This window comes from Limnochordia bacterium, assembly GCA_023230925.1.
Lineage (GTDB): Bacteria > Bacillota > Limnochordia > DUMW01 > DUMW01 > JALNWK01.
The window spans coordinates 20,026-44,947 of the sequence record JALNWK010000007.1 but is presented as its reverse complement, the minus strand read 5'-3'; the positions used below and the strand labels follow the sequence as shown (position 1 = coordinate 44,947).

Below are 24,922 nucleotides of genomic sequence, written 5' to 3'. Positions count from 1 at the left end.
TAGTCATTAGGGAGCATCTTAGGTTGTTTTCTCTCGGTTAATGGGTGGTTAGTGGGGAAATAATGAGGGGAGAGAACTACAGGAGGTGGAAAGGTGGCTACCGAGGAAGTAGTAATGACCATTAAAGGACTAGGTTGTAGTCAGTGTGTTAGCGCGGTGGAAAATGCACTCCGAGCAAAACCAGGTGTTCAGGAAGTTTACCTGGACCCAGAGTGCAAGACTGCCAAGATAAGTTTTGACAAGGCCCAAGTGACCAAGTCGGAGTTAATAGATACGGTAAAACAAGTGGGTTATGATGTGCAGTAGAAAATGGCCCGGAGATTCTGGGCCTATAGAATTTGAGCTGCTTTTCTGAAGCTTGGTTTTAGTGCAGGATAGAGTTCTCGGAAAAGTGCATAGGTGTTCTCGTACTGCTCAACATTTTCTGGGATAGGCTGGGTTATCTGGGTAACCTGGATCAAGCTATCTGCTGCTTCCTGGAGGCTATTATAGACTCCTGCTGCTTTTCCTGCGATCAAAGCGGCACCGAAGGCAGGTCCTTCATCAATATTCAACGTAGCCACCTCGGTGTTGAGGATATCAGCTTGGATCTGTCGCCAGAGGGGGCTTTTTGCGCCTCCACCAATGGCGCGCAGCTGAGTAATATCAATGCCTATACCTTTAAAGATCTCTAAACTATCCCGTAGACCAAACACTACCCCCTCCAGTACTGCACGGGTGAAATGCTCCTTACGGTGACGTGGGTTAATGCCAAAGAATACGCCCCGGGCCGCGCCATCTGCATGGGGGGTTCTTTCCCCGTTGAGGTAGGGTAGAAAGATCAATCCTTCGCTTCCTGCAGGGATCAACGCTGCTCCCTGATCTAAAAGCTTATAGGCATTAATTGCTGTTCCGGCTTCCACTATTTTCTCCGCTTGACCAAAGGTTTGACCGAACCACTTGTAGGAAAGACCTGCGGCGAGCATTACTCCCATGACATACCAGGCTTGGGGTATCGAATGATTGAAGGTGTGGACTGCACCGGCAGGGTCGGTCTTAGGTTGGTCTGTATGGGCCAACAGGACTCCTGAGGAACCGATACTCGATAAGGCCCTTCCTTCTTGTACAATACCGCATCCCACAGCCCCGCAAGTATTATCTGCTCCGCCTGCGGCCACTGGTGTTCCTGCTGGAATACCAGTAATCTGCGCGCATTCCTCGGTCACGAAACCGCAAATATCTGTGGATTCGCGTACTTCCGGGAGGATGTTTCGAGGGATATCCAAAGCATCGAGTACCTCTTGACTCCATTTTCGGTTAACCACATCGAATAACAAAGTACCAGCAGCATCGGAGACCTCTGTAAAGACTTGGCCAGTCAGTTTGAATCGGATGTAATCTTTAGGCATCAGTATGAACCTAATTTGCTGGTAGTTGTCCGGTTCCTGTTGCCTTAACCAGACTATTTTGGGGGCTGTAAACCCTTCCAAAGCCGGGTTGGACACGTATTTAATCAGTTGGTCCCGACCTTTTACTCTGCTGGTGATCCATGAACACTCCTCGGTGGTTCGGGCATCGCACCACAGGAGAGCAGGTCGAATTACTTCATTGTCCTTTCCCAAGAAAACCGAGCTGTGCATTTGCCCAGAAAGGGCCATACCCTTGATTTGATTCCTTTTCTCTCCTAATTGGATTGTCAGATCTTGTAGTGCCGCACAGGTACCATTCCACCAATCTGCAGGGTCTTGCTCCACCCAACCGGGCCTGGGGAAATGTAGGGGGTATTGGGCTGAGGCAGTTGCTACGATCTGTCCTTCGGTACTACACGCTACCACTTTAACACCACTGGTCCCGATATCAACACCAATCAGATAGGCCATGTCAATCCGCTCCTGTCTTCAATATACAATATCATTCGTTAAACACCACAATCCTTCCTGCTACCATAATGTTTTCCCCTCCATCAGGCGTTGACGTAGGGGTTTTTGGGGGGCCTTGTTCGACTTTCTGATTTGGGAGCGGACGTTCCTGTGCGTAAACATTCACTTGACATGGGTCGAGGTGGGGTATACTATACCAAAAGGTGTTAAATAAGAACCTTCGGTATCTCTATGGGTAGCCAGAAAGGAGGAACTCGTGTCTAGGATTCTTACTTGGTTTTTTGATTATCTTTTTGGAGTGCCGTTCTATTGCCCTGGCTGCGGCACCAAACCGGTTGAACGTGCTCCGTATTTATGCGGTGATTGTATTGAAGCATTTCCGTTTAATCCCGATCTAGCAAAGTCAAGAACTGATCTGTTTTGTCTAGGGCTACCCAAGGAACCACTCCTAACATGGGTGAGGCGAGTAAGCCGGGAAGGTGATTACAGGCTTGCTTGGACTCTAGGACATGTACTAGGGATGTTTGCCGAGGGCGAAAGGACTTTGAGGACTAAGGAAGGGGTGGTTTTTGCTCCCCGTCTGGATCCTTCTGGTAGCTATGATTTTCGTAGGATCCTTGCGCAGCAAGTAGCGAATTATTTAAGTCTTCCCATTACCAGTCTAGATGAGTATGAACGGGAGCCAGACAGGAAACCCATCCTGCTTGTTCATGACATTCTCGATCGGGATCTGGAGGTTGCTTGTGTAGAAATTGGCTGCCAGATCCTGTGTCTGGCAAGAACCTCGGATGCCCATGATAATGGGGCAGAGGACTAACAACCGGAAACAGAGGCAATACTAAATGTGCAGAATCTTTCGGTGTCCAAGGAGGGACATCCATGTTAATTCTAACACGTCGCATAGACGAGACGATTATTATTGACGACCGGATTAAGATCACCGTTGTGGAGATAAGTAGGTCCCAAGTGAAAATCGGCATTGAAGCCCCGAAGGATGTCTCGATTTTTCGGGAGGAGATCTACAAACAGCTAAGGGAACAGTAATCTCGCAGATATGACTAGCTAGGGTTTTGACCTCTTGTCAAATAGTATCTATACAATGTTCCACGTCCATAGGTGTGAGATTTGGGGACTAGGAACCAGTACTGCAAAAGGGCGATACCAAACTAGGGTCAGTGGTTGGTGGGAAATAACAAAGCAGGATTTTCGCGAACGAAAAGGGAATAGTTATAGTATTCTAAGGAATAGGAGGGATGGCCGAGGGATACTTGAAGGAATATGCGCCTATAGGCAAACTAGGGCAAAGGAGATGGAGCTATGCAGATAGTCGTTTATGGTAAGAATCTTGAAATAACACCGGCCTTGCGTAGTTATGCCGAGAAAAAAGTGTCCAAAGTGGAACGCTTTTTCGAGGAGAATCTGGAGATCTCTGCCGAGGTGACTATGAGCGTGCAAAAGGAACTAGATATCGTTGAGACTACAGTACAGGTTGATGGAGTCCTATTGCGCGGTGAGTCTCGCACCGAGGATATGTACGCTTCCATTGATGAATCGGTGGATAAGATTGAAAGGCAGATCAAGAAATACAAAACAAGGCTGCATAAACGTCTCCAAGATGGAGTTAAGCTATCGAAGATAGTAAGTGAGGACAAGGCCGTGGCTAATGGGATGGAGATGCCTAAAATAGTCCGGACGAAGCGGTTTGCGATTAAGCCAATGTCCGTAGAAGAAGCAGCTATGCAGATGGATCTTCTGGGCCATGACTTTTTCGTGTTTGCCAACGCCCTAAGTGGAGAAGTAAACGTTGTATACCGCAGAAGAGATGGTAATTACGGCTTAATTGAGCCCGAGTTTGAATAGAGTTAGCAGATTAAAGGCCGGGGTTTCCCGGCCTTTTTCGCGTTAAGCAGGAATCGTCTACGTTAAGTCGAAGTTTGGTGAGTAGACGATTATTGGTTTCGGAGGAAGAAATATGGAGGAACATAGCTGGTCACGACAGAGTCTTGAGCAGTACCTAAGCCGGGTTGAGGGCGTGGAAAACGTAAAGGTATTCTTCGATGAGAAAAACGAGATCAGTGAGATCCACGTTTTAGCTACATCCAGTCGCCAGCCGAAACAGATTGTAAGGGATATTGAATCGGTATTCATTACCCAATTTGGAGTTAATGTGGACCATCGAAAGATCAGTGTTGTACAGTTAAAGTCCGAGTTCGACTCCCTGGAGCGGCGCCTTCAGATCATTGGAATTAAGTCCACTACTACTAAGAATTTCATGGTGGTAGAGGTGGAGTTAGAGGTCAAGGAGCAGGTGTTTTCGGGAAAACACGAAGGTGTTGCCTCCGATGGCAACAGACTACGAATTGCCAGCATGGCTACGCTCAATGCTGTTTCAAAGGCGGTGCCGGACAAGATTGTTCTGGCCTTAGAGGATGTAAGTAAGTGTAGTATCGCTGGCCGTCAGGCAATTGTTGTTGTGGTCAACTGTTTGAGTGGGTTACGGGGTGAACTTTTCACAGGTTGTGCGCTCTTGCAGTCTGATGATATAGAAACCGCGGTAAAAGCAACAATGGATGCGGTGAATAGAAAACTCGGCCTACTAAGTAGCTTAACATAGTGACTCGCTAGTTTTGACCGGCACCTTGAGATGAACCTGAGCGAAGCGGCTGCTGGACATCTTGTTAGCGGAGCGGAAAACGTCCAAGCCTATATGAATGGGGGGCTTTTTCCATGGCAGCCAAGGTTTTTAAGGTAATGCTCGCGATTGCAAGTTTGCTTCTAGCTGGCGGTTCTCGGTTTACCTGGCATTAATAACTAAGATCAAGGTGCCGGTTCTATTGATTGTCTGATGGGAAGGGGCAGCTTATGCACAGAGACTATAGGCTCAAGGTCTATATTGCTATGGTTTCTTTGTTGACTTTGGGCGGTTTGATCTGGTTGGTTACCACGTGTCCTCTGCCCCGTTTTGTTGATGTTTTGTTTATTGTTGGGCTATCCATTGGTGGTGATCTGCTCCGGGTGCCAATACCTTCGGGAGGCTCGGTAAGTGTCTGCTTTGCTATTGACTTTGCCGCCATTCTAATTTTCGGATCGGTATCTGCCCCTATGACGGCTCTAGCGGTATTCCTGTGTGTGTTGGTGCAGAGCAAACCCATTAAAGTTGCTGCTTTTGATGCTTCTCAGGTGTTCCTATCTACCCTTGCTGCGGCTTTGACTTATCAAGGGTTGGGCGGCGGTTTTGCTCCTAGTATTGATCTGGTTAGAAGCCTGATCCCCTTGCTGGCCGCGACCTTTGCATATTTTGTGGTTAATACCTTGTTGGTTGCAATTGTTATTACTCTAGACCAAGGTATTTCCGTGGGCAAAATCTGGCGGGCAAATATCAAATGGGTTATCCCAAACTATTTGGCGTTAAGCCCCCTTGGGATTCTAATTGCCATCATTTATACAGGTCCCTTGGGACCCCCGGGGACTGTCTTGTTACTGATGCCCCTTTTCCTTGCGCGGTATTCCTTTCAGCAGTACAGTGAGATGCGCAAAGCCCACATTGATACCGTTAAGGCCTTAGCAGCAGCTCTGGACGCTAAGGATTCGTATACCCGGGGTCATTCAGACCGGATTGAGCAAATTTCTAATATCTTGGCTGATGCAATGGATCTATCGGGCTCGGAGATTGAGACTATAAGTTATGCGGGATTACTGCATGATATTGGGAAGATTGGGGTAAGTGAGGCGGTGTTAAACAAGCCGGGTAAGCTATCTGAGGCTGAGTTTAACCAGATCAAAGCTCATCCGGACATTGGTGCTGACATGATTAAGGACGTGGGTTTTTTGAAGGGTGTTGCGGAGATTATTCGGCACCACCACGAAAGGTATGACGGTAAGGGGTATCCGGCGGGGCTTGCGGGGGAAGATATCCCGTTGGGCGCTAGGATCCTTGCTTGTGCAGATGCTTTTGATGCCATGACCTCTGACCGGGTCTATCGCCGAGCGCTTTCCTTTGAACAAGCCAAAACAGAACTAATTGAGAACCGTGGAAAACAGTTTGATCCCCGCGTTATTGAGGTCTTTTTGAAGTCCGAGAAGGAGATCAGGGCGATCGTTTCCAGGGAACATAAAGAGGATGAACATATATGCTAATTGATGCGGCGATTATTTCCCTTCTTGTTGGGTTCTTGCGCAAGGGCCGTCTTCGGAGCCTTGGGGATTTAAAGATCCACCGGGTGGAGCTAATCTTGGTTGCCTGTCTCCTTCAAGGAGGGTGTCTTTTTCTCGCCCAACGGGGTATTGCTATTGCGGTGCAGTTTGGTCCCTATGTGAACATACTCTCCTACATATTGTTAATGGCTGCCCTATGGGCAAATAGGGATCAAAGGGCTTTTCGTGTGGTAGCTGTTGGTGTGCTGCTTAATGCCGTGGTTATTGCCGCCAATGGCGGTCAAATGCCTGTTTCTCTGACAAGCCTTGAGCAGGTGGGTCTTGGCAGTCTGGCATCTTTATTGGATACAGGAACCTACATTACCCACACAAAACTAACCGACGACTCAGTGCTTTACTTTCTATCCGATTGGTTATACATTCCAGGCTACAAAAGGGCCCGGGTTTTTAGCATAGGGGATGTTGTGATCTCGCTTGGAGTGTTCATGCTAATCCAGAATGCCATGCTACAGGAACGAAGTCGAGCAAAGGGATATCCGAGGAAGCATACGTTCTAGGGGTCATAGGTTTCCAGTTGAGCAGGTTTCTATAGCATGCTATAATTGCAGAGAAGGTGATGCACTTGTTTGAAAGGTTAAGGAAACTGTTTGACCCAAATGAAAAGGAAATCCGGCGGATGTCCGGGGTTGTTGATAGAATAAATGCCTTAGAACCTAAATTCCAGGCGATGAGCGATGAAGAACTACGGGGAATGACTGCTCAGTTTAGGCAGCGTTTCGCTGAAGGTGAGACTCTAGAGGACCTATTAGAAGAGGCCTTTGCTGTGACAAGGGAAGCAGCCCGTCGCACCTTAGGTCAAAGACACTATGATGTGCAGCTGATGGGCGGTATCGTACTTCACCAAGGACGGATCGCTGAGATGAAAACCGGTGAAGGAAAGACCTTGGCGGCAACTCTACCGGCTTATCTTAATGCGCTAACGGGCCGGGGTGTTCATATTGTTACAGTAAATGATTATCTAGCCCAACGCGACGCCGATTGGATGGGGGAGATATATCGTTTTCTGGGTCTTGACGTTGGCGTGATCAAGCATGGCTTAGACTATGCTGAACGCAAACAGGCCTACAATTGTGACATAACCTACGGGACCAACAATGAATTTGGTTTTGACTATCTCCGGGACAATATGGTTCTATCTAAGGATGATATGGTCCAACGGGAACTAAACTATGCCATTGTGGATGAGGTTGATAGCATCCTCATCGATGAGGCACGAACGCCCTTGATTATCTCCGGTCAGGCAGAGGATGCAACGGATAGGTACCGGATCTTTGCCGATCTAGCCCCTCGACTTAAGGAAGAGGAAGACTACACTGTGGACGATAAGGCCAGAACCGTTAGCCTGACTGAAAACGGTGTCGCCCGGGTGGAGGAACTATTAGGAATTGAGAATCTTTTTGACGATGTCCACTTTGAGCTGAATCATTACCTGCTAGCAGCGCTAAAGGCTCTTCGGTTGTTTCGCAAAGACCGGGACTACGTGGTTAAAGACGGTGAGATCATCATTGTTGATGAGTTTACTGGCCGTCTCATGTTTGGACGGCGCTACTCCGATGGTCTACATCAAGCCATTGAGGCCAAGGAGCGGGTGGCTATCCAAAGTGAGAGCAAGACCTTTGCCAGTATAACCTTCCAAAACTACTTCAGAATGTATGATAAACTGGCGGGGATGACCGGGACTGCGGCAACAGAAGAGGATGAGTTCCTAAGGATCTATGGGATGGATGTGGTGGTTATTCCCACAAACAAGCCCATGATCCGCGTGGATCATCCGGATCTTGTCTACAAGACGCAGAGGGCAAAATATGCGGCGATCATCGAAGAGATTGTCCAGTGTCATGAACGGAAGCAGCCTGTTTTGGTCGGCACGGTTTCCATTGAAGTGTCCGAAAAACTCAGTGGTATACTAGGCCGCAGGGGTGTTCCACATCAGGTCCTCAATGCGAAGTACCATGAGAAGGAAGCTGAGATTATCAAGTTAGCCGGACAATTAGGGACTGTGACCATTGCTACTAATATGGCCGGACGGGGCACGGACATTGTACTTGGGGATGGAGTGGTAGCCCTAGGGGGCCTACATGTTATTGGCACAGAGCGTCATGAAAGTAGACGAATTGACAATCAGTTGCGCGGCCGTTCGGGACGACAGGGTGATCCGGGTTCATCTAGGTTTTATGTGTCCTTTGAGGATGACTTAATGCGCCTGTTTGGTTCCGATCGTATTACTGGTATTATGGATCGGCTAGGTTGGGAGGAAGATCAACCTATAGAGTCATCCCAGGTTAGTCGTACTATAGAATCGGCGCAAAAACGGGTGGAGTCCTATAACTTCGATATTCGCAAACGGGTTCTCGAATACGATGATGTTCTGAACATGCATCGGGAGATCATCTATTCCCAAAGGGCCTTGGCCTTAACCAAAGATTCGGTGCGTGAAGATGTTATAGACATGGTGGACCGCAGCGTTGACGCTGTTGTAGCTAGGTTTGCCAATGAGGATATTTATCCTGAGGACTGGGATATCACCGGTTTGCTAAACCAATTCCAGGATTTGGTTGCTGGCCGCAGTACCCTTAAGGTGGATGATGCGGCCTTGCAGAGCGCTGAGGAAATTGGCAAACTGCTTAAAGAAGAGGCCCATCGGATTTACAAGCTTCGGGAAGAGGAATTAACGCCTGAACGGATGCGGCATATCGAGCGGATTATCCTGTTAACTACGGTAGATGGAAAATGGATGGAACATCTGGAGAATATGCGGGATCTCATGGATGGAATTGGACTGCGGGCCTACGCCCAGCAGGATCCTCTACTGGAGTATAAGTTTGAAGCCAATGATATGTTTAACGTGATGATCGAAGCGATTCGGGAGGATGTTACCCGCTATATCTTCCGGGTACAGCCTACTTCTCAGCCGGCACCCCGTCAACGACGGGTGAGGGTATTAGCCCAGCATGGGGATGAAAAGGAAAGTGCTCCAGCACAGCCTCGTAGGGTCGAGAAAATAGGCCGCAATGAACCGTGTCCTTGCGGTTCGGGGAAAAAGTATAAGAAATGTTGCGGCAGGAATGTCTAGTTTTAATTAAGGAGGAAGAGAAGACCTACAGGTTCTTCTCGATGCGATAATGGAGATATTAAGCTTGAGTGACTTAGAGGATCAGATTACCTCGATGGGACAGCGCTTAGTTGAACTGGGTGACTATCTTTGACATCCCTAATTTAGAAGCAAAGATCCGGGATCTGGAAAACGAAATGGCGGATCCCAACTTTTGGAATAATCCCGAGGTTGCCCAACAAGCTTCAAAGAAGTTGAAGATCCTCAGGAAACAAGTGAATGGATTCACCAGTCTAAAGATGCGGTATGACGATTTATCCACCCTGTTAGCTTTGGCTCAAGAGGAAGAGGATGAATCGATTGCGCAGGAGCTTTACCGTGAGGGGGATAGGTTATCCGCAGAACTAGAACGGATGGAGCTTGCCATGTTGCTGAATGGCCCCTATGATGATCATAATGTGATCTTGACCATTCATTCCGGGGCAGGGGGAACCGAATCTCAGGATTGGGCACAGATGCTCTTGCGGATGTATACGCGGTGGGCCGAAGATAATGGTTATGAGGTGGAGACCCTCGATTTACTGACTGGCGATGAGGCGGGCATAAAAGGTGTTACGCTCATGATTAGTGGACCCTATGCCTATGGTTATTTAAGGTCAGAAAAGGGTGTGCATCGCTTAGTGCGCATATCCCCCTTTGATGCGGCAGGACGACGCCATACATCCTTTGCCTCGGTGAGTGTTTTGCCAGAGGTGGAGCAGGATGCGGAGATTGATCTGGATCTAAATGAGGTGAGGATAGACACTTACCGAGCCAGTGGCGCCGGGGGGCAACATGTCAATAAGACCGACTCGGCCGTGCGGCTTACTCATATTCCCACTGGTATTGTGGTTCAATGCCAGAACGAACGGTCTCAGCACAAGAACCGGGAATCAGCGATGAAGATCCTAAAAGCCCGATTGCTAGAACGCAAAATGGAAGAGCAAGAAGCAAAGCTAAATGCTATCTCCGGTCACAAGAGTGACATTGCATGGGGCAATCAGATTCGTTCTTATGTTTTTTGTCCTTATACCATGGTCAAGGATCATCGCACCGATGTGGAAATGGGTGATGTGGAAAAGGTGATGGACGGTTACCTGGAACCATTCATCCAAGCATACCTAAGAAGAAAGTAAGGCTATGGCAAAAACCCCCTATTTTGTCCTAATACTAGCAATCCTGTGCTCATCTATGATTTTGTTTCAACGATGGGAAGTTGAGCGAGGCTGCGATACTGTGTTGATTGCCGTTGACTACGGCGATCTAGTCCAGGTGGGGCTAGATGCGCCCCAAACCCCGGGAGTTGTTTTAGGACTTGATCTAAGAGAGGGGAGTGTATCGGCACCTGAGAAGATCGGTGTTGTAGTTGTGGATGATCAGAGCTTTGATTCCTTGGTGCAAGTTGACGCGGACCTTGTGGTAAGCACTGGGTCCAAAGCCATGGGAAAGTCAAAGCTGTGGGGTGTGTTGGAGTTTCAGATCCCCCAGGGTATATCCGGAATCCCTCTACGGGTGCATCAAATTCCCCGGGAATTGTTAACTGGATATGATCTCCAACGCGCCTGTGATCGATTACTTCTCGGGGTACGGGAACGGGGCATATCTGTCATTTATCTAAACTTGTTTACCCATATGCCGGATCCTAAGGCCTATAACCAAGCCTATATTGATGAATTAACCAGCCGTCTTACCCAGGCAGGCTTTAAGCTTGGATATCCGAAGCCTTTGGCTGTCTTTCATCCTTCGTTGCCCTTGGTAGTGGTTACCGGGATGGGTGTTTGGTGCATCGTGTATCTGCTTTTGGCAAGCCTAGGTATGCAGGCTAGTATACTTATACCTTGCGGGTTTGTGCTCTCTACGGTACTAGCTTATCAATGTGGCGGGGATGATCTGGTAAGACAAGTATTTGCCCTAGTGGTAACCCTGTCTTTCCCAGTCTATGCCCTTGTGAGTGGGTATAGGGTGATTACCAAGAACAGAGGCAAGACCACCAATACAGTAGCACTATATTTGCGGGCCTGTGGGCAGGTTATACTAGTTACGTGCCTTGGTGTCGTTTTCATTGGTGCATTGCTTGCTGATGCAAAGTTTATGCTCGGGTTGACTGGCTTTCGCGGAGTGAAGCTATCGGCGGCTTTGCCCCCTTTAGTTGTCTTCTTGCTTTTTTTCAAGAAGCAGGAGAGGGTCACCCTCCGGTGGTATCTTGTTGTCCCGGTAGGTATCGCTTTTCTTTATTACGTGTTAAGAACGGGAACGGGTCTTGCCCCAATCCTTAACCTAGAACGACAGATACGGGCTATCCTGGAGCATCTGCTGGTGGTAAGGCCCCGGTTTAAGGAGTTTCTGGTGGGTTACCCGGCCTTGTTTGTGGGGTACTATCGGTTGTTAAGAAAAGAACGATATCCCTCGGCGTTACTTATAGCCATGGGTACCCTAGCTCCGGTTTCTGTGCTGAATTCCTTTTGTCATGCCCATACCCCTCTTCAAATTAGCATTCAAAGGAGTGCCCTCGGGCTCTTACTTGGTATTGTAGTTGTCGTTATCTTAGGTGTGTTGTGGAAAGTATTAGGTGCAGGTGAAAAGAATGTCAAAGGTTATTTTGGCGGGCTACTACGGTTATGACAACACTGGTGATGAAGCCATCGTCTCGGTATTGGCCTCAAGCCTAAAAAACGATGATCGGATCCAACGGGTAACTGTGCTTTCACAACATCCCCATGCCACTGCCAAGGAACATGAAGTACACTCGATTTTTCGCTATGACCTTCCGCGGGTTTTGCAGGTCTTAAGACAAGGTGATGCTTTGGTTCTTTCCGGTGGCTTGATGCAGGATGTAACCAGTAGCAGGAGCCTTTGGTATTACCTGACTTTAACTAGGCTTGGATTGAAGCTAGGGTGCAAAGTATACTGGCATGCTATGGGTATTGGACCTGTTCAGTCTCCTCATAACCGGAGGAGGCTAATGCGATTAGCTAACAGACTCACCGGACTTAGCGTGCGTGACCATTATTCTGCATCCTTTCTACCCGGTGCAAAACTGGTACCAGATCCTGCTTTGCTCCTTGATGCAGCGCCCGCAGGACGGGTCCAAAGGATTTTCAGAATGCTTGGAGAACCTTATGGTAAGGGGACGGTGCTTGGAATTGCCTTGCGTCCGTGGGGTGGATTTCCAGGACAGATTGAACAGGTGGCTTATCTAGCAGATGAACTAGCTCGTCGTTTTGATGCTAAGATTCTATTCCTGCCCCTTCATTTTGAACAGGATCTTCCCCTCATCCAAGATGTAATTAAACTCATGAAGGAAGAGGCGTTATGTTTGGGGCTTCCGATCCCTCCTGAAGATATGGCCGGTGTAATCCAAAGTTGTGACCTGGTGATTAGCATGAGGCTCCACGCGTTGATTTTCGCGGCTGTCTGTGGGACTAGCTTCGTTGCCCTTGAAACCGATCCTAAGATTGGAGCCTTTGCAGCCTTGACCAATGAAAAAGCTTTAAGTTGCACCGACGAACAGTTTCCCGTTGCATCAATTATTGAAGATGTAGCGGTGAAGCTGCCCCGGTCAAGACGGTATGATCGGGATAGAAGACAACTGGTATTAGAACTCCAGTCCCAGTCCCGGTCAGGTCTTGAAGAACTTATTGAGGATATTTGCAGATAATGGAGGGGTGGCATGGAAAGGGTAAGCATTCTTGGTCTGCCGGTGGACCTCATGACAATGTCCGAGACGCTACACAGGATCCAGGAAATACTCGATGGTCCTCCCTGCGGTAGACAGATGCTTACCGCAAATGCCGAAATGGTCGTTGCCGCACAACATGATGCACAACTTAGTCATATCTGGCAAGAAGCGGCATATGTTGTGGCAGATGGATATGGTTTGGTATGGGCTGCATCCCGGATGGGTTATCCTTTGCCTGAACGGATTGCTGGTGTAGAATTAGTGGGGGAAATCTGCAGGTTATCCGCTGAAGAAGGCTATCGGCTCTACTTTCTTGGAGCAAAACCCGGGGTTGCAGAGGAGGCACGGGCACGGCTGTTGCTGAAGTATCCCAAGGCGCGGATTGTAGGGACCCATCATGGGTATTTCACCCCAAAAGAGACCAAAAGTATAGTTGATGATATTCATAATAAGGGAACCGATGTCCTTTTTGCCGCCTTGGGCGCTCCCCAACAGGAAAAATGGATCTACGCTAACCGGCTTACCACCGGGATTCGACTTGGTATAGGTGTAGGGGGTAGCTTTGATGTATGGGCAGGGCGGGTGAGCCGGGCGCCCAAATGGATGAGAGAACATGGGCTTGAATGGCTGTATCGCTTGTGCCAGCAGCCGAAGCGACTACCTCGTATGCGATCATTACCAGTCTTTGTCTGGATGGTTCAGCGGGCCGAGCGGGCACAAGTAGCCCAAGATATGGCGGCTGCAACTGGGGATGACCCGTCCCCAGAGACAGGGATAAAGAACCGGAGTAAACAGGGTTAGCCCTGCCATTAATTGGGGAGAGGCGGGTCAGCTTCACAGTTAAAACTAGAAAAGGAGACCTAGTGTCAGCGATGGGGAATGGGAAATGACTTTTGGGAGGTTGTAGGTTGGATGAACGCCTAAAAAAAATAGGGTCCTTTCTGGGGAATATTGCTGGGGTCATGCTCACTGGAGTGGCTACGGCTGCATTCCTGATTCCCAACCGTATTGCTGCCGGGGGAGTGAGCGGCCTTGCTACAGTGCTCTACCACACAACAGGCATTCCAGTTGGTGTCATGATGCTGGCAATAAACATTCCCTTGCTCTATGCCACCTTTAGGATTATCGGCCTTAGTTTTAGTCTGCGCACGATTGTTGGCACAATTCTTCTTTCGGTAACCATCGATGTTTTAGGTCCTTTTATTGCCCCGGTTACGCGGGATCCGTTGTTGGCCTCAATCTATGGGGGAGTTCTTTCAGGGATCGGGATTGGGCTAGCCTTTTACTTTGGAGGGTCCACTGGGGGCACTGATCTGGCCGCAAGGTTAATGAATCATTTTACCCACTTTAGCATTGGCCAGAGTCTGTTAATTATTGACATGGGTATTATTGCTGTAGCCGGATTCTTCTTTGGTGCAGAAACTGGCCTGTATGCTATTTTGGCCTTGTATCTTAGCACCAAGACCATTGACTTGATTCAGGAAGGGCAGGGGGCTGGCAGAGCTGCTTATGTGGTCTCCAACCACCCTGAGGAGATCAGCCGCCGGATCTTACAAGAATTGGAGAGGGGCGTTACCGCCCTGCAAGGACGGGGTATGTACACCAATAGCGAACGACAGGTGTTGCTGGTTATTGTCTCCCGTTCTGAGATTGTCAGGTTAAAAAGACTAGTGAAGGAAGAAGACCCTTCGGCTTTTATGATTATTACCGATGCCCGGGAAGTTCTTGGTGAGGGATTCAAGGGGTTTTAGTTCGATTCGCCTTTTTGACATCGATTCTTGGATTGCAGTATAATCGAAACAACGACAACTATTCAATGGAGAAGGGAAGTTATTTTCCTTGACCAAGCGCAGGGTTTTGATTGTTCTAATTATATTAGGTCTTATGGCAGGTGTACTCTCGGTCCGGTCATTTTTTGAAGCAGATGCTGAGGATCCAGTTGATGATCAAGCAAGGCAGTTGTTTCAGATTATGGCTCTGATGGAGAGTTTTTATTATAAGCCCATTGATAGCGAACAGATGCTAAAAGGCTATGTCCACTACGGCAACCTGGAAGCGATGCTGTTGGATTTGGTTGATCCCTACACCCAGTACCTACCTCCCCGTATGTATGAAGAGATGAAGGTGGATACCACTGGTAATTTCAGCGGAGTAGGTATTGTCATTACTATATATGAGCGACAGCTTACCGTTGTCTCACCCATTGCCGGGACCCCTGGATATGAAGCTGGACTGCAAAGTGGCGATGAGATTATGGCCATTGATGGGCGTCCCACAAAGTACATGTCGATGTTAGAGGCCGTTGACTGTATGCGAGGACCTGAAGGGACCGCGGTTCAGCTGACTATTCAGCGGGGTGAAGAACAGTTCGATGTTGAGATTATCCGTGCTAAGGTGGAAAGCCCGGATATTAACGAAGCGATTATGGTTACATCCAGTGTTGCCTATGTGCGAATAAATGAGTTCAAACTACGTACCGCCGAAGAACTGGATGCGGCCCTGACTAAGCTTAAAAGGCAAGGAATGGAAGGACTCATCTTGGATTTGCGGGATAACCCGGGTGGAACCCTGGGTAGTGCCATCGATGTGTCCTCTATGTTTTTGCCCGCAGGTGATACAGTACACGAGGTGTTTCGCAATTCCGATGTGGCCGCCATGTTTATGTCCCGGGGAGATACCAAGACCTATGTAAGCCGTAATGGGGAGCGGATTTCCCACGGCGTCAAGCAAGACGGAAAATGGTGTGGTTTACCGGTGGTGGTGCTGATTAACCGGGGCAGTGCTTCCGCATCGGAGATTGTGGCCGGCGCATTAAAGGATAGGGCTGGCGGTCTACTTGTGGGTAACACCAGTTTTGGCAAAGGCTTAGTACAGGCGGTATTAGAATTGCCAAACGGTGCTGCTATGAGATTGACTATTGCCGAATACCTCACGGCGGGTGGGGTTTCAATTAACGATAAGGGGATTGAACCGGATTTCGTGGTAAATCTGCCAGAGCCCACAGAGGAAGAGGCGAAGGCCCTGAGGTTAAGACGGGAGTACTTTAGTCTCGAGGATATGCAGGTGCAAAAAGCCCTTGAAGTGGTCCAGGAAATGCTAATTGATGCAATTCCTAAGGCTAGTTAGGTTGAGATAAGATGGATTCATGGATTGTAAATATCTTGATTGAGATTTTCCGAAGCATCCCGTGGATGGTCCGCAATCCGAGTTTTGTGGTGGTGAGCCTCATTGCTTTGTTTCTGGTCTATAGGCAGTATCTAGCCATTGCCACCCAGAAACGGCGTATGTTTGGCTTGGTGCATGGGGATCCAAAATGGCAGACTCTAAAGGCCCTAGGCTATGGTGTTGTTGGCGGGCTTCTTGCTTCGTTTCTGTTTGTTCTCCTAGGGATATCTGTGTCCCATGCGGGGATTATCTACGTTTGGCCCTTGGCCCTGCTACTGATGCTCATTTACCCACGGTTTTTGTGTTTCTCCTATGGGGGAGGGATTGTGGCCGCGGCAAGTCTGCTTGTGGGTTGGCCCCAAGTAGATGTACCTTCTCTAATGGCATTAATTGCGGTGCTTCACGTGGTAGAGGCCGTGCTAATCTACTTTACCGGATCCCAAGATCCGATGCCTGTCTACGTTCGCAAGGAAGAGGGACAGGTGGTTGGAGGGTTTATCTTACAAAAGTTCTGGCCGCTACCGTTTATCGGGCTTTTTAGTGCATTTATTAGCAGTGAACTAGCGGGGGAGCTAGCACCAATGCCCCAGTGGTGGCCTTTGATCCAGCCAGCCATCGAGGTTCCCGCGGACAGTATTATGGTTTATGTGCCCTGGTTGATTGTCGCTGCTGTGGGTTATGGCGACATTGTTTTGTCCAATCAACCAAAAAATAAGACTAGGGTGTCCTCATTTAGTCTGCTCTTTTTTGGAGTTACCTTGTTGGTAATGGCGGTACTTGGGAGCAGATGGCCGATTTGGCAGTATGTTGCCACGGTGTTTGCACCGGTAGGCCATGATCTGGTTATCTTCCTGGGACGTCGTCGTGAAGAGGAGCGAAAGGCAGTGTTTACTAACGAGGCTGGTCCGATGGTACTTGATGTTCTTCCTGATTCCATAGCCCAGATGGCAGGACTAGCCACAGGAGATATTGTCAAGTCTGCCAATAAAGTTCCCGTAGAAAACTGGTATCAGATCCATGAAACGACGATGTATGCCGATGTGGAGTTGGAAGTTGAGAATTTCTTTGATGGTACCAGAAAAACACTAATTCTCCCTCATAGTCAATCGCCCATTGGGGTGATTCCTGCTCCTCACCCAAACAGTCGCTTTAATGTTGATTATGCCGCAGGACAGACCCCTGGAAAGCTAGGCCGATTCTTTGGTAGATTGTGGCGGCGCCTTTTTTCAACACGATAGATTGGGATAGGGAGCTGAGTGCCGGTGTTAAAGGCCAGCTCGGGTCTGGATAAAGTCTCTGTAGTACTACCGGTATGTTACCTCGTTTTTTCCTGGGTATGGTTTTTTGCCCTTGCCTTCAACCAAATCGCTGTGGAGATGCAAACCTACCAAGAAGATGTCTATCTCGCCGAGGACAACGGGTTAATAGAAGAACTCCAAGAGGCCCTGACCGAGTTGCCTGGGTCTAAGCAGCTTATTCGTAGAGGATTAACTGCACCTGAGTATGCCCCTGATGTCCCGGTCCTTACCGTGGATCTACGCTTAGTTGAGCTAGCGACTGTACACGAATATGCCGAGGTAATAGGGCATATTGCCAAAAGACACGGTTTTTTTGTTCGGGATGTGGAAGAGGTTTACCAGTCCCGTTCCAATATGTTGGAAGTTGTGATTGGTGATGAACAGCACGAAGAACTAAAGGTCAGACTCCTGATTGCCAAGTCCGCCTGGCCTGCGGCCGGGGTGTGGTGCCTTTGGCCTGGAGCGGTTCCCGGAGTATTTCCCAGGATTGCTCCCCGGGCGAAACTAGCTATTGTCATAGACGATTGGGGCTATGACTGGGAAGCTGCACCATGGTTCTTGGATTTCCCTCGTCCGTTTACCGGTGCAGTGTTGCCCCATTTACCTATGTCTACTATTCATGGGCAGACACTAAGTGAACGGGGTAAGGGAGTCATTTTGCACCAACCTATGGAACCTCTAAACAAGGATGTAGACCCGGGGCCTGGTGCTATCTATGCGGGACTTGGCTATCCCGAGATTGCCAGATGCTTGCAGGATAACTGGGCATCGGTACCCCAAGCTAGGGGTATGAACAATCATATGGGCTCAAAGGCCACCGCTGATGTGGATACCATGTCTAGAGTAGTTCAGTGGCTTGGCAAGAAGGGTTACTTCTTCCTAGATAGCAATACCACTGCTGAGAGTGTGGTGATTTCTGTTAGCGAACAATGGGCTCTTCCCTCAGTCAAAAACGACAGATTCTTAGATCACGAGGATGATGTGGAGACGATTAAGCTCAGAATCCAAGAACTAGTGGACATGGCGTTAACCCGGGGTTATGCTGTGGGGATTGGTCATGTCCGTCCAAAGACCTATCAGGCGCTGAAGGAAATGGTTCCCCATATTGATCGAGCTGGAGTGGAACTGGTTACCATTGATCAGATACTCCCGTCCGAAGGGAACAATCTGCACGCATCTGGAACCGACTAAGGTTGATCAGTACCAGCGAAGACGTTGTTAGTCAGCTGGTCTTGGTGGATTCTTGAGTCATAGTCAAAAGGTATCTGTCCCCGTCAAGACCGGCCAGCTTCTTTACAATTCTCTTGTCATAGTAAGATGCGTGCTGCGGTACAATCTTCGCATTCTACGCCTTTTCACCAAAACTGTAAATAGACTACGACAATTACTTGACTAAAGTCACCAATTCCGTTACAATAAAGTCAACGTAACCCAGAATATGTAATAATCGTTTAGCGTGATTGCCTCCTATAGATCGGTTTTGGTTGCCTTCATAATAAGTGGTACTTTTTTGTCATGGTCGGGGACGAAAATTATCGAAGCTGATTAGTGAGCATGTGCATTAGCGAACCAAACATAGATAAAATCCGGTGATAACTGAGAACGTTATCACAAATAACTGCTAAGGGAGGTGAACTGGTGGCTTAAAGCAGGAAGTACAACGTGAGTATCAGAGAGATTAGGAGGGAGAGTAATGCGTTGGCGGTATGTTTTACGATTGCTGATTACTACCTTACTACTGTGGGTGATAGTCCTACCTGGATTGGTGTTTGCTGAGTCTGAACGGATTACCCTTGAAGTGGCATTGTCAGGGGGACGTAACCCCAATATTAACGTCATACAGGACTATGGGGATATTCTATGGACCGAGGCCCTTACACAGGAATTTCAGAAGGAATATCCCTATGTCGATATCGTGTTTCTAACATCGGATGAGGCACTAGAACAAGTAACGGTCCAGATGATCGGGGGAGGCGGTCCCGATATCATTAACGGATATGGTTTTAGGATGATTAATCTCGGTAGACAAGGCGCCTTTGTCGATCTGACTACTCTTTTTGAACGAGAAGGTATTCTCGAGGAAATACAGCAGTCCTATTGGGCACCTCAGCTTGAGGCAATGAAGCACCAAGGACGGATATTCGCCCTTCCTCAATACCTGGGAACGATCGCCTTGTACTACAATGCGGACATGTTTAACTACATGGGAATACATCCACCCGAGGCTCAAGATTACCGTAGCACAATGGGTTGGGATGAGTTTGCCATGCTAACGAAGAAACTAACCCAGGACTTGGATGGGGATGGAATACCAAATATCTGGGGATTCACAAAACCAATGACCCGTCCCGATCACCTCCACTATTGGATGAAGGCAGCTGGTTCTGACTTTTACGGGAATGAAGAGAAAACCATCAGTACCCTAGATAATCTTGGCGCGATTGAAGCTTTGGAGTATCTGCAGCGTCTTCGTTGGGAAGATGAAGTCATTCCTCCTCCTGAAGTACCGATGGAGATCTGGGGTTGGATGGACGGTAATGCAGCGATTGCTGAGTCTGGGTCTTGGCATTTGACGGTTTGCCTCGGATCGAAAAGTGACGGGACCTCCAAAATACCTTTTGAATGGAATGTGTTTCCGATGCCTCTAGGGCCAGCCGGTGAGCGTGCTACTTTGGCTACTACTGATGCGTATGCGATCAATAAGAACACGCAGCATCTGGAAGAAGCCTATGCTCTTGTGAAGTTTCTAGCGGGGCCAGTTGCCAATGAGATCATGGCGAAATACGTTGCGTTACAGCCTGCCCATCGCGCTATAGCCCCAACGTATATAGATGTGATGCGTGAATTGAATACACAAGCATATGATGTAGACGTTCATGTATTTACTGATGCCGGACCATATGCCTATCCTGAAGTTATCTACTCAGAACCGGTGGCGGCTGATAGCATTCTCTATGATGCCTATGTCCGCATCCTTGACCAAAACCGCCCGGTAGGGCCTACCTGGAAGGAAGCGATTGAGCGCCTGAACCGTGTGTTGGCATCAACAGCTCAAGGACCAGTTGTAAAAACCATCGAGTGGGCAGATCAGTCGTGGATCTATCGAGATATCAATACATCTGAGGCTGGGGATGCCGTTGCTCAAAAGGATGGAAGCTTACTGATAAAGGCAGCTGGTGCGGATCTTTGGGGCTTTCAGGACGGTTTTGGTTTTGCCTATCAGGAGATAGAAGGCGATTTCGAAGCGACAGTGCGTCTTATGTCCGTTCCCGACACGGATGTTTGGGCAAAATCTGGGATCATGATTAGAGCTGCGGCAAATACCATCGCTCCTAACATTGCCATCTTAGGCACCCATATGAACGGGATTACTGTACAGGAAAGGATAACCGCGGGTGAACCGACAGCTCAGGTATTAAGTACGCCGTGGACAAACGATAAACCTGTGTATTTCAAACTGATTCGTCGAGGAGACAGTATTGTGGGACAAATGTCCACAGACAAAGAGCTATGGACCACATTGGCTACTATCGACTATATCGACTTTCCGGACAAGGTATTAGTTGGGTTAGCATCGACTTCACACCGTGCAGCGACCATTGGACTTACCACCTTTAGTGAGTGGGAGATTGTGACGGAGTAAACGCGGGTTCAGCGCATGTTGAGTGTCCCGTAACGGGTATTTCTTAACATGCGCTCAAAACCCAACACATGGTAGCCTTGATGAAAATCGAGAGTGCTTCTGGGAGAGTTGGCATTGGTGATAGTACTGAGGAAGCTAGTTTAGAGTACTAGGTGGGGGCAGAGTATGTTTTTTTGTAGGCGAATCACCAAGTATGTACGCAGTGGCGGTCAGGGTCCTCCAAAGATTCTGTTCCTAATGGTTTTGCACTGATCCTTAGGTTTCTTTAAGAAGCACCGCAAGCAGAAGCTAAGGTACAAGACTAAGGAGGGAGCGTTCATTGAAAGCAAATTGGTGTTTATTGACCTGGTTAGTTGTTTTAGCTCTGGCCATTGGTGCAACAGTGCCGGTGGCTGCCGCTTTTAAGGTATATGGTGACTATGGAATCGATGTTACATGGACCCCTTTGGAGACAATTCGACCTATACATCGACTCCGGCTGTTTACGGACATCTGGGGGGGCCCTTTTTTGCGAAAGTAAAACTGGTGGATGCTGAGTTGTTACTGGACCACCAATTCCAATTCCTGGACGGAGGTAGGTTAGGCGGACACCTCCAGCCAGTCTTAGAAGAAGTTCGGTTCAGGTGGACTGATTGGCTTTATACTGGGGCCCCGAGAATGGATATCTTTGCCGGGCATCGTATTTTCGTTGGATGGGATCCAGTAGCCTTCCAGGCATGGGAACGGGGAGTAGCCATGGAAGGAGCCCAATTGTGGGGTTTTCGGGTGAATGCCCTTGCTGGAATCATTGACACGAATATCAATGAGTATATGGGTGGTATCCAGATTCAACGTTTAGTGGATAACTGGGACCTGAGCTTCGTCATGTCAGGGAACGCGCGTTACTCAATTGTTGAGGATCCTGCTGACCTACATAAGTATCTAGTGACACCAGCCCAGCGCTATAATAGGGTATCTTTGTTCCGATGGAATGGAACTCTTGCTCAGACTAAGGGTACCTTATCGGGTTTTGCTGCCTCACAAGAAGAAAGATTGGCACAGGATGCCGAGAAGAAGACAAGTAGTGCCATACAGGTAGACCTAACGCACTCCTTACAAAACGGGGCACGGGTTGACGTTGGTTGGCGGGACTACAACCCGGAGTTTAACCCACCGTACAAAAAGTTTGAATGGTGGGAATTTGGTTGGGGCAATATTGATGATCCGATGGAAAAATATGCGGGGGAGAAGGGTGCCTACGCACAGGTCAACTGGAGTACCAGTTGGCCGCAGAAGCTTTCGTCTGATCTAAATCTTCGCTATGAACGGTTCTTAGCCCGACCTGTCCCCTGGTGGGATCCGAATTGGAAAGGTCCCGGCGGTGAATGGATTAGGCCTTTGGAGGATACCACGGCAAGCATAGGGCGTCTAGAATGGAAGGTCGAGGGGTATCGGGTAACTTTAGACTATCGGCATGATTCCGCCGAGGCTGTGAACAAGACCCGAGATCGATACGACCTAGGGCTCTACAAGGAGTGGACCCTTGATTCCGGTAAACTGGACTTTGGCTATCAAGGCGGACTTGATGTGCGAGCAGAAGACAACCGGACGATCCGACATAGGATTCGGCTGGATGCTGCTCCCTCATCGACTAAATGGTCTAAGCTTCGTCCATATCTGGAGTATTCATCGACGCAGGGTAAGGATAACACTACGAGTTCAACACGGGTTGGTGCTGTGTACACGACCATCGGGGGAATTAGGGCTGAAGGTGTCAAGGTCTTTTCAGACGTTCCAGGGCTTAGAAATCAAAGCTTTGTTAAGATAAGCTACTCGGTGGGGTTTTAAAAGGAGGGTGAATGAAGTGGTGAATAACTGGAGGAAACGACTATTTTTGCTGGGGACCCTATTGATCGCAGTGTTGATGAGCGGCTGTCTTACTATGCCCATAACGCGGATTCAAGGTGAGCTAATCGGGCGAGTTAGTAATTCAAAGGATGAGACGCCTTGGACTAATGTCAGCGTTACGTTTACTCCCCTGGGTGGAGGGGCTTCTTTTGGTGTGATCACAAACGAGGACGGAATGTACTGTTTTCCGAAGGTGACTGCGGGCAACTACCGGGCCACATTTACTCTTGCCGATGAGACCGTAATCGCGCAGGAAGAAGTACTGGTGCCCCTTAGTTTCAAAGACGGATCGCAACGGATGGACTTTTCATTTCCGCCCCGCCGACTATGGTTCTACGAAGGCGAAAGCCTGTATAACGTTACATGCAGTGGCGCACGTTGGGACGTCCAGGACATGGGGTGGTTCGAAGAACCTTGGCAACCCTGGGCTCCCCTCAATTGGAGCGGTGGCCACCAACTCTGGATGCATGATGCAGTGATCGGCGGCTGGGTGGAGGGGACATTTCGCGTACCTGCGGGAGAACCCGAAAGACCATTCGCTCTCATCGTCACCTTTACAACTGCTGTTAACTACGGGATTGTGGAGCTGTCTATCGATGGGGAATTAGTCGGTACGTGGGATAGCTATTCGCCGCAGATCGGAATGACTCGGGTTGATGTCGGTCAGGTTGATTTATGCGAAGGAGAACATCGGTTACGGATGACCATAATCGGAAATCAGGAGACGTTTCCGGATGGAATCGGTGCCGGTATTGATTGCTTTGAATTGATTGAAACACTATAGGACAGTCTTCCTTGTTTTCCTTGAGAATGACGCGGGTCGGAAGCCTATGCTTAGCTGGCCCGCGTTATATAAGTCTGCTTGGGTGAACCTTGATCTTACTGTTCAAAAACCCACCGGAGTATTGCCATCGAGTTACTTGTCGTATACTAAGGAGTTTGCTCGCGGGGCGGACCGCAGGAATTGCGAAGTACCAGCTTTGAATTAAGCTGTAGTAACTGGCTTTTCTGTGGAGTATCGCTCATTAGTCTCTTAAAGAGTAGTTCTGCGGCAGTTACCCCGAGCTCGTAGGTAGGTTGCTGTATAACAGAAAGCTGAGGCTGCAGAAGCTGCATCCATGGTAGGTCGTCAAAGGCAATGACCGAAAGCTCATCCGGGATATGAAGACCGAGTTCCCAAATCGCGGTAAGGGCACCGGTTGTAGTTCGGTTATTTGCGGTAAACAGGGCAGTAGGAGGACGCTCAAGATCCATCAGGTATTTCACACCCATGTACGCATCTTCTTCTTTGAAGTCTCCTTTGACAATGAACCTAGGCTCAAGATGGATTGAGTGCTGTTTTAGAGCATGCTCATACCCTGCAAGTCGTTCCCGCGCTGTTGGAATACGATCAGGTCCAGTTATGATGCCGATTCGTCTATGCCCCAATTCAATCAGATGATTTACTGCTTGAAAGGCTCCGAGGGTATTGTCCACTTTAACTGTATCGACATTACCCTCACCGAAACTTCGATCCAATAGGACTAGGGGCAGGTTCCTCTCCTTCAATTGTAGCAGGTGTTGGGCGTTTGCAGCGGTGCTAGCTATGATCAGGCCATCGACTCTTTTTGCCATCAACACATCAATGTAGGTCCTCTCTTTCTCACTGTCTTCGTCGCTGTTACAGAGAATGACCGTAAAGCCTTTCTGATGCGCAGTGTCCTCAATCCCCCGTACAACTTCGGGGAAAAATGGGTTGGCGATATCGGAGATAATCAAACCAATGGTCTGGGTTGATCGTGTGACCATACTCCGGGCTAAGGCATTGGGATGGTAGCCAAGCTGGTCAGCCACCTCTTGAATCCGTCGACGTGTACTGTCCTTCACATATCCATACCCGCCGAGAGCACGGGAGACGGTTGCGGGAGACACCCCGGCAATTTTGGCGATATCCTTGATAGTTGTCATGGAAATGACCTCATTTTGATCTATATCAGGTGTTTCCGGATATGACTCACCTTTAGTTTAGGGTTTTACTGCCGTATCGTCAACCTGGCTAACATTATCGGTATTAGCTGCTCGGGTTGTTTAGTACGATGGATAACT

Annotated in this window: 22 protein-coding genes; 20 read left to right on the top strand and 2 right to left on the bottom strand. The window is 48.6% G+C overall.

Going from position 1 to position 24,922, the window contains the following annotated elements:
• Positions 1-93: 93 nt before the first annotated feature.
• Complete coding sequence (locus tag M0Q40_02485) at positions 94-306, top strand: cation transporter (protein MCK9221483.1); 213 nt, start codon at positions 94-96, stop codon at positions 304-306.
• A 23-nt stretch (positions 307-329) separates the two neighbouring features.
• On the opposite strand, the gene xylB is transcribed toward M0Q40_02485, so the two are convergent.
• Positions 330-1,859 (bottom strand): xylulokinase, encoded by a 1,530-nt coding sequence (xylB, locus tag M0Q40_02480; GenBank protein ID MCK9221482.1) that lies wholly within the window; start codon positions 1,857-1,859, stop codon positions 330-332.
• Between the two features lie 256 nt (positions 1,860-2,115).
• Here xylB and M0Q40_02475 point away from each other — a divergent pair, with 256 nt between their 5' ends.
• From M0Q40_02475 to M0Q40_02385, 19 genes are all read left to right on the top strand, one after another.
• Entirely contained in the window at positions 2,116-2,676 is a 561-nt protein-coding gene (locus tag M0Q40_02475) for a hypothetical protein (GenBank protein MCK9221481.1), read from the top strand.
• 62 nt (positions 2,677-2,738) lie between these two features.
• On the top strand, positions 2,739-2,903 hold the full coding sequence (gene csrA, locus M0Q40_02470; GenBank protein MCK9221480.1) for a carbon storage regulator CsrA: 165 nt from the start codon (positions 2,739-2,741) through the stop codon (positions 2,901-2,903).
• Positions 2,904-3,176: 273 nt separating this feature from the next.
• On the top strand, positions 3,177-3,719 hold the full coding sequence (raiA, locus tag M0Q40_02465) for a ribosome-associated translation inhibitor RaiA (GenBank protein MCK9221479.1): 543 nt from the start codon (positions 3,177-3,179) through the stop codon (positions 3,717-3,719).
• Positions 3,720-3,831: 112 nt separating this feature from the next.
• Positions 3,832-4,473 carry a hypothetical protein gene (locus tag M0Q40_02460; protein ID MCK9221478.1) on the top strand — a complete coding sequence of 214 codons (642 nt, stop codon included), beginning with the start codon at positions 3,832-3,834 and terminating at the stop codon, positions 4,471-4,473.
• 248 nt (positions 4,474-4,721) lie between these two features.
• Positions 4,722-5,996: an HD-GYP domain-containing protein gene (locus M0Q40_02455; GenBank protein ID MCK9221477.1), complete on the top strand. Its 1,275-nt coding sequence runs from the start codon at positions 4,722-4,724 to the stop codon at positions 5,994-5,996.
• On the top strand, positions 5,990-6,571 hold the full coding sequence (locus M0Q40_02450; GenBank protein MCK9221476.1) for a DUF5317 domain-containing protein: 582 nt from the start codon (positions 5,990-5,992) through the stop codon (positions 6,569-6,571). The genes M0Q40_02455 and M0Q40_02450 overlap by 7 nt, the downstream gene beginning before the upstream one ends.
• A gap of 65 nt (positions 6,572-6,636) precedes the next feature.
• Positions 6,637-9,147 (top strand): preprotein translocase subunit SecA, encoded by a 2,511-nt coding sequence (secA, locus tag M0Q40_02445; protein ID MCK9221475.1) that lies wholly within the window; start codon positions 6,637-6,639, stop codon positions 9,145-9,147.
• Between the two features lie 94 nt (positions 9,148-9,241).
• Positions 9,242-10,301, top strand: a protein-coding gene (gene prfB / locus M0Q40_02440; GenBank protein MCK9221474.1) for a peptide chain release factor 2 whose coding sequence is annotated in 2 segments (ribosomal slippage) — positions 9,242-9,277 and positions 9,279-10,301 — 1,059 coding nt in all. Because the reading frame shifts where the segments join, the coding sequence is not laid out codon by codon here.
• 4 nt (positions 10,302-10,305) lie between these two features.
• Positions 10,306-11,787 carry a DUF5693 family protein gene (locus M0Q40_02435; GenBank protein MCK9221473.1) on the top strand — a complete coding sequence of 494 codons (1,482 nt, stop codon included), beginning with the start codon at positions 10,306-10,308 and terminating at the stop codon, positions 11,785-11,787.
• The gene (gene csaB, locus M0Q40_02430) at positions 11,750-12,823 is read left to right on the top strand and encodes a polysaccharide pyruvyl transferase CsaB (GenBank protein MCK9221472.1); all 1,074 of its coding nucleotides are present in this window, start codon (positions 11,750-11,752) and stop codon (positions 12,821-12,823) included. Before M0Q40_02435 ends, csaB begins: the two co-directional genes overlap by 38 nt.
• 12 nt (positions 12,824-12,835) lie before the next feature.
• Positions 12,836-13,645 carry a WecB/TagA/CpsF family glycosyltransferase gene (locus M0Q40_02425; GenBank protein ID MCK9221471.1) on the top strand — a complete coding sequence of 270 codons (810 nt, stop codon included), beginning with the start codon at positions 12,836-12,838 and terminating at the stop codon, positions 13,643-13,645.
• A gap of 107 nt (positions 13,646-13,752) precedes the next feature.
• The gene (locus M0Q40_02420) at positions 13,753-14,595 is read left to right on the top strand and encodes a YitT family protein (protein ID MCK9221470.1); all 843 of its coding nucleotides are present in this window, start codon (positions 13,753-13,755) and stop codon (positions 14,593-14,595) included.
• 88 nt (positions 14,596-14,683) lie between these two features.
• Positions 14,684-15,970 carry a S41 family peptidase gene (locus M0Q40_02415; GenBank protein MCK9221469.1) on the top strand — a complete coding sequence of 429 codons (1,287 nt, stop codon included), beginning with the start codon at positions 14,684-14,686 and terminating at the stop codon, positions 15,968-15,970.
• A gap of 11 nt (positions 15,971-15,981) precedes the next feature.
• Positions 15,982-17,247: a PDZ domain-containing protein gene (locus M0Q40_02410; GenBank protein ID MCK9221468.1), complete on the top strand. Its 1,266-nt coding sequence runs from the start codon at positions 15,982-15,984 to the stop codon at positions 17,245-17,247.
• 24 nt (positions 17,248-17,271) lie between these two features.
• Positions 17,272-18,498, top strand: coding sequence for a divergent polysaccharide deacetylase family protein (locus tag M0Q40_02405; protein MCK9221467.1), 1,227 nt, complete (start codon positions 17,272-17,274; stop codon positions 18,496-18,498).
• 502 nt (positions 18,499-19,000) lie between these two features.
• Positions 19,001-20,950 (top strand): extracellular solute-binding protein, encoded by a 1,950-nt coding sequence (locus M0Q40_02400; protein MCK9221466.1) that lies wholly within the window; start codon positions 19,001-19,003, stop codon positions 20,948-20,950.
• A 319-nt stretch (positions 20,951-21,269) separates the two neighbouring features.
• A complete protein-coding gene (locus tag M0Q40_02395; protein ID MCK9221465.1) occupies positions 21,270-21,470 on the top strand; it encodes a hypothetical protein in 201 nt (66 codons plus the stop codon).
• Between the two features lie 137 nt (positions 21,471-21,607).
• Positions 21,608-22,777, top strand: a complete 1,170-nt coding sequence (locus M0Q40_02390; GenBank protein ID MCK9221464.1) for a hypothetical protein — start codon at positions 21,608-21,610, stop codon at positions 22,775-22,777.
• A gap of 19 nt (positions 22,778-22,796) precedes the next feature.
• Positions 22,797-23,621 (top strand): carboxypeptidase-like regulatory domain-containing protein, encoded by an 825-nt coding sequence (locus M0Q40_02385; protein MCK9221463.1) that lies wholly within the window; start codon positions 22,797-22,799, stop codon positions 23,619-23,621.
• Between the two features lie 146 nt (positions 23,622-23,767).
• On the opposite strand, the gene M0Q40_02380 is transcribed toward M0Q40_02385, so the two are convergent.
• The gene (locus M0Q40_02380) at positions 23,768-24,784 is read right to left on the bottom strand and encodes a LacI family transcriptional regulator (protein ID MCK9221462.1); all 1,017 of its coding nucleotides are present in this window, start codon (positions 24,782-24,784) and stop codon (positions 23,768-23,770) included.
• Positions 24,785-24,922 lie beyond the last annotated feature (138 nt).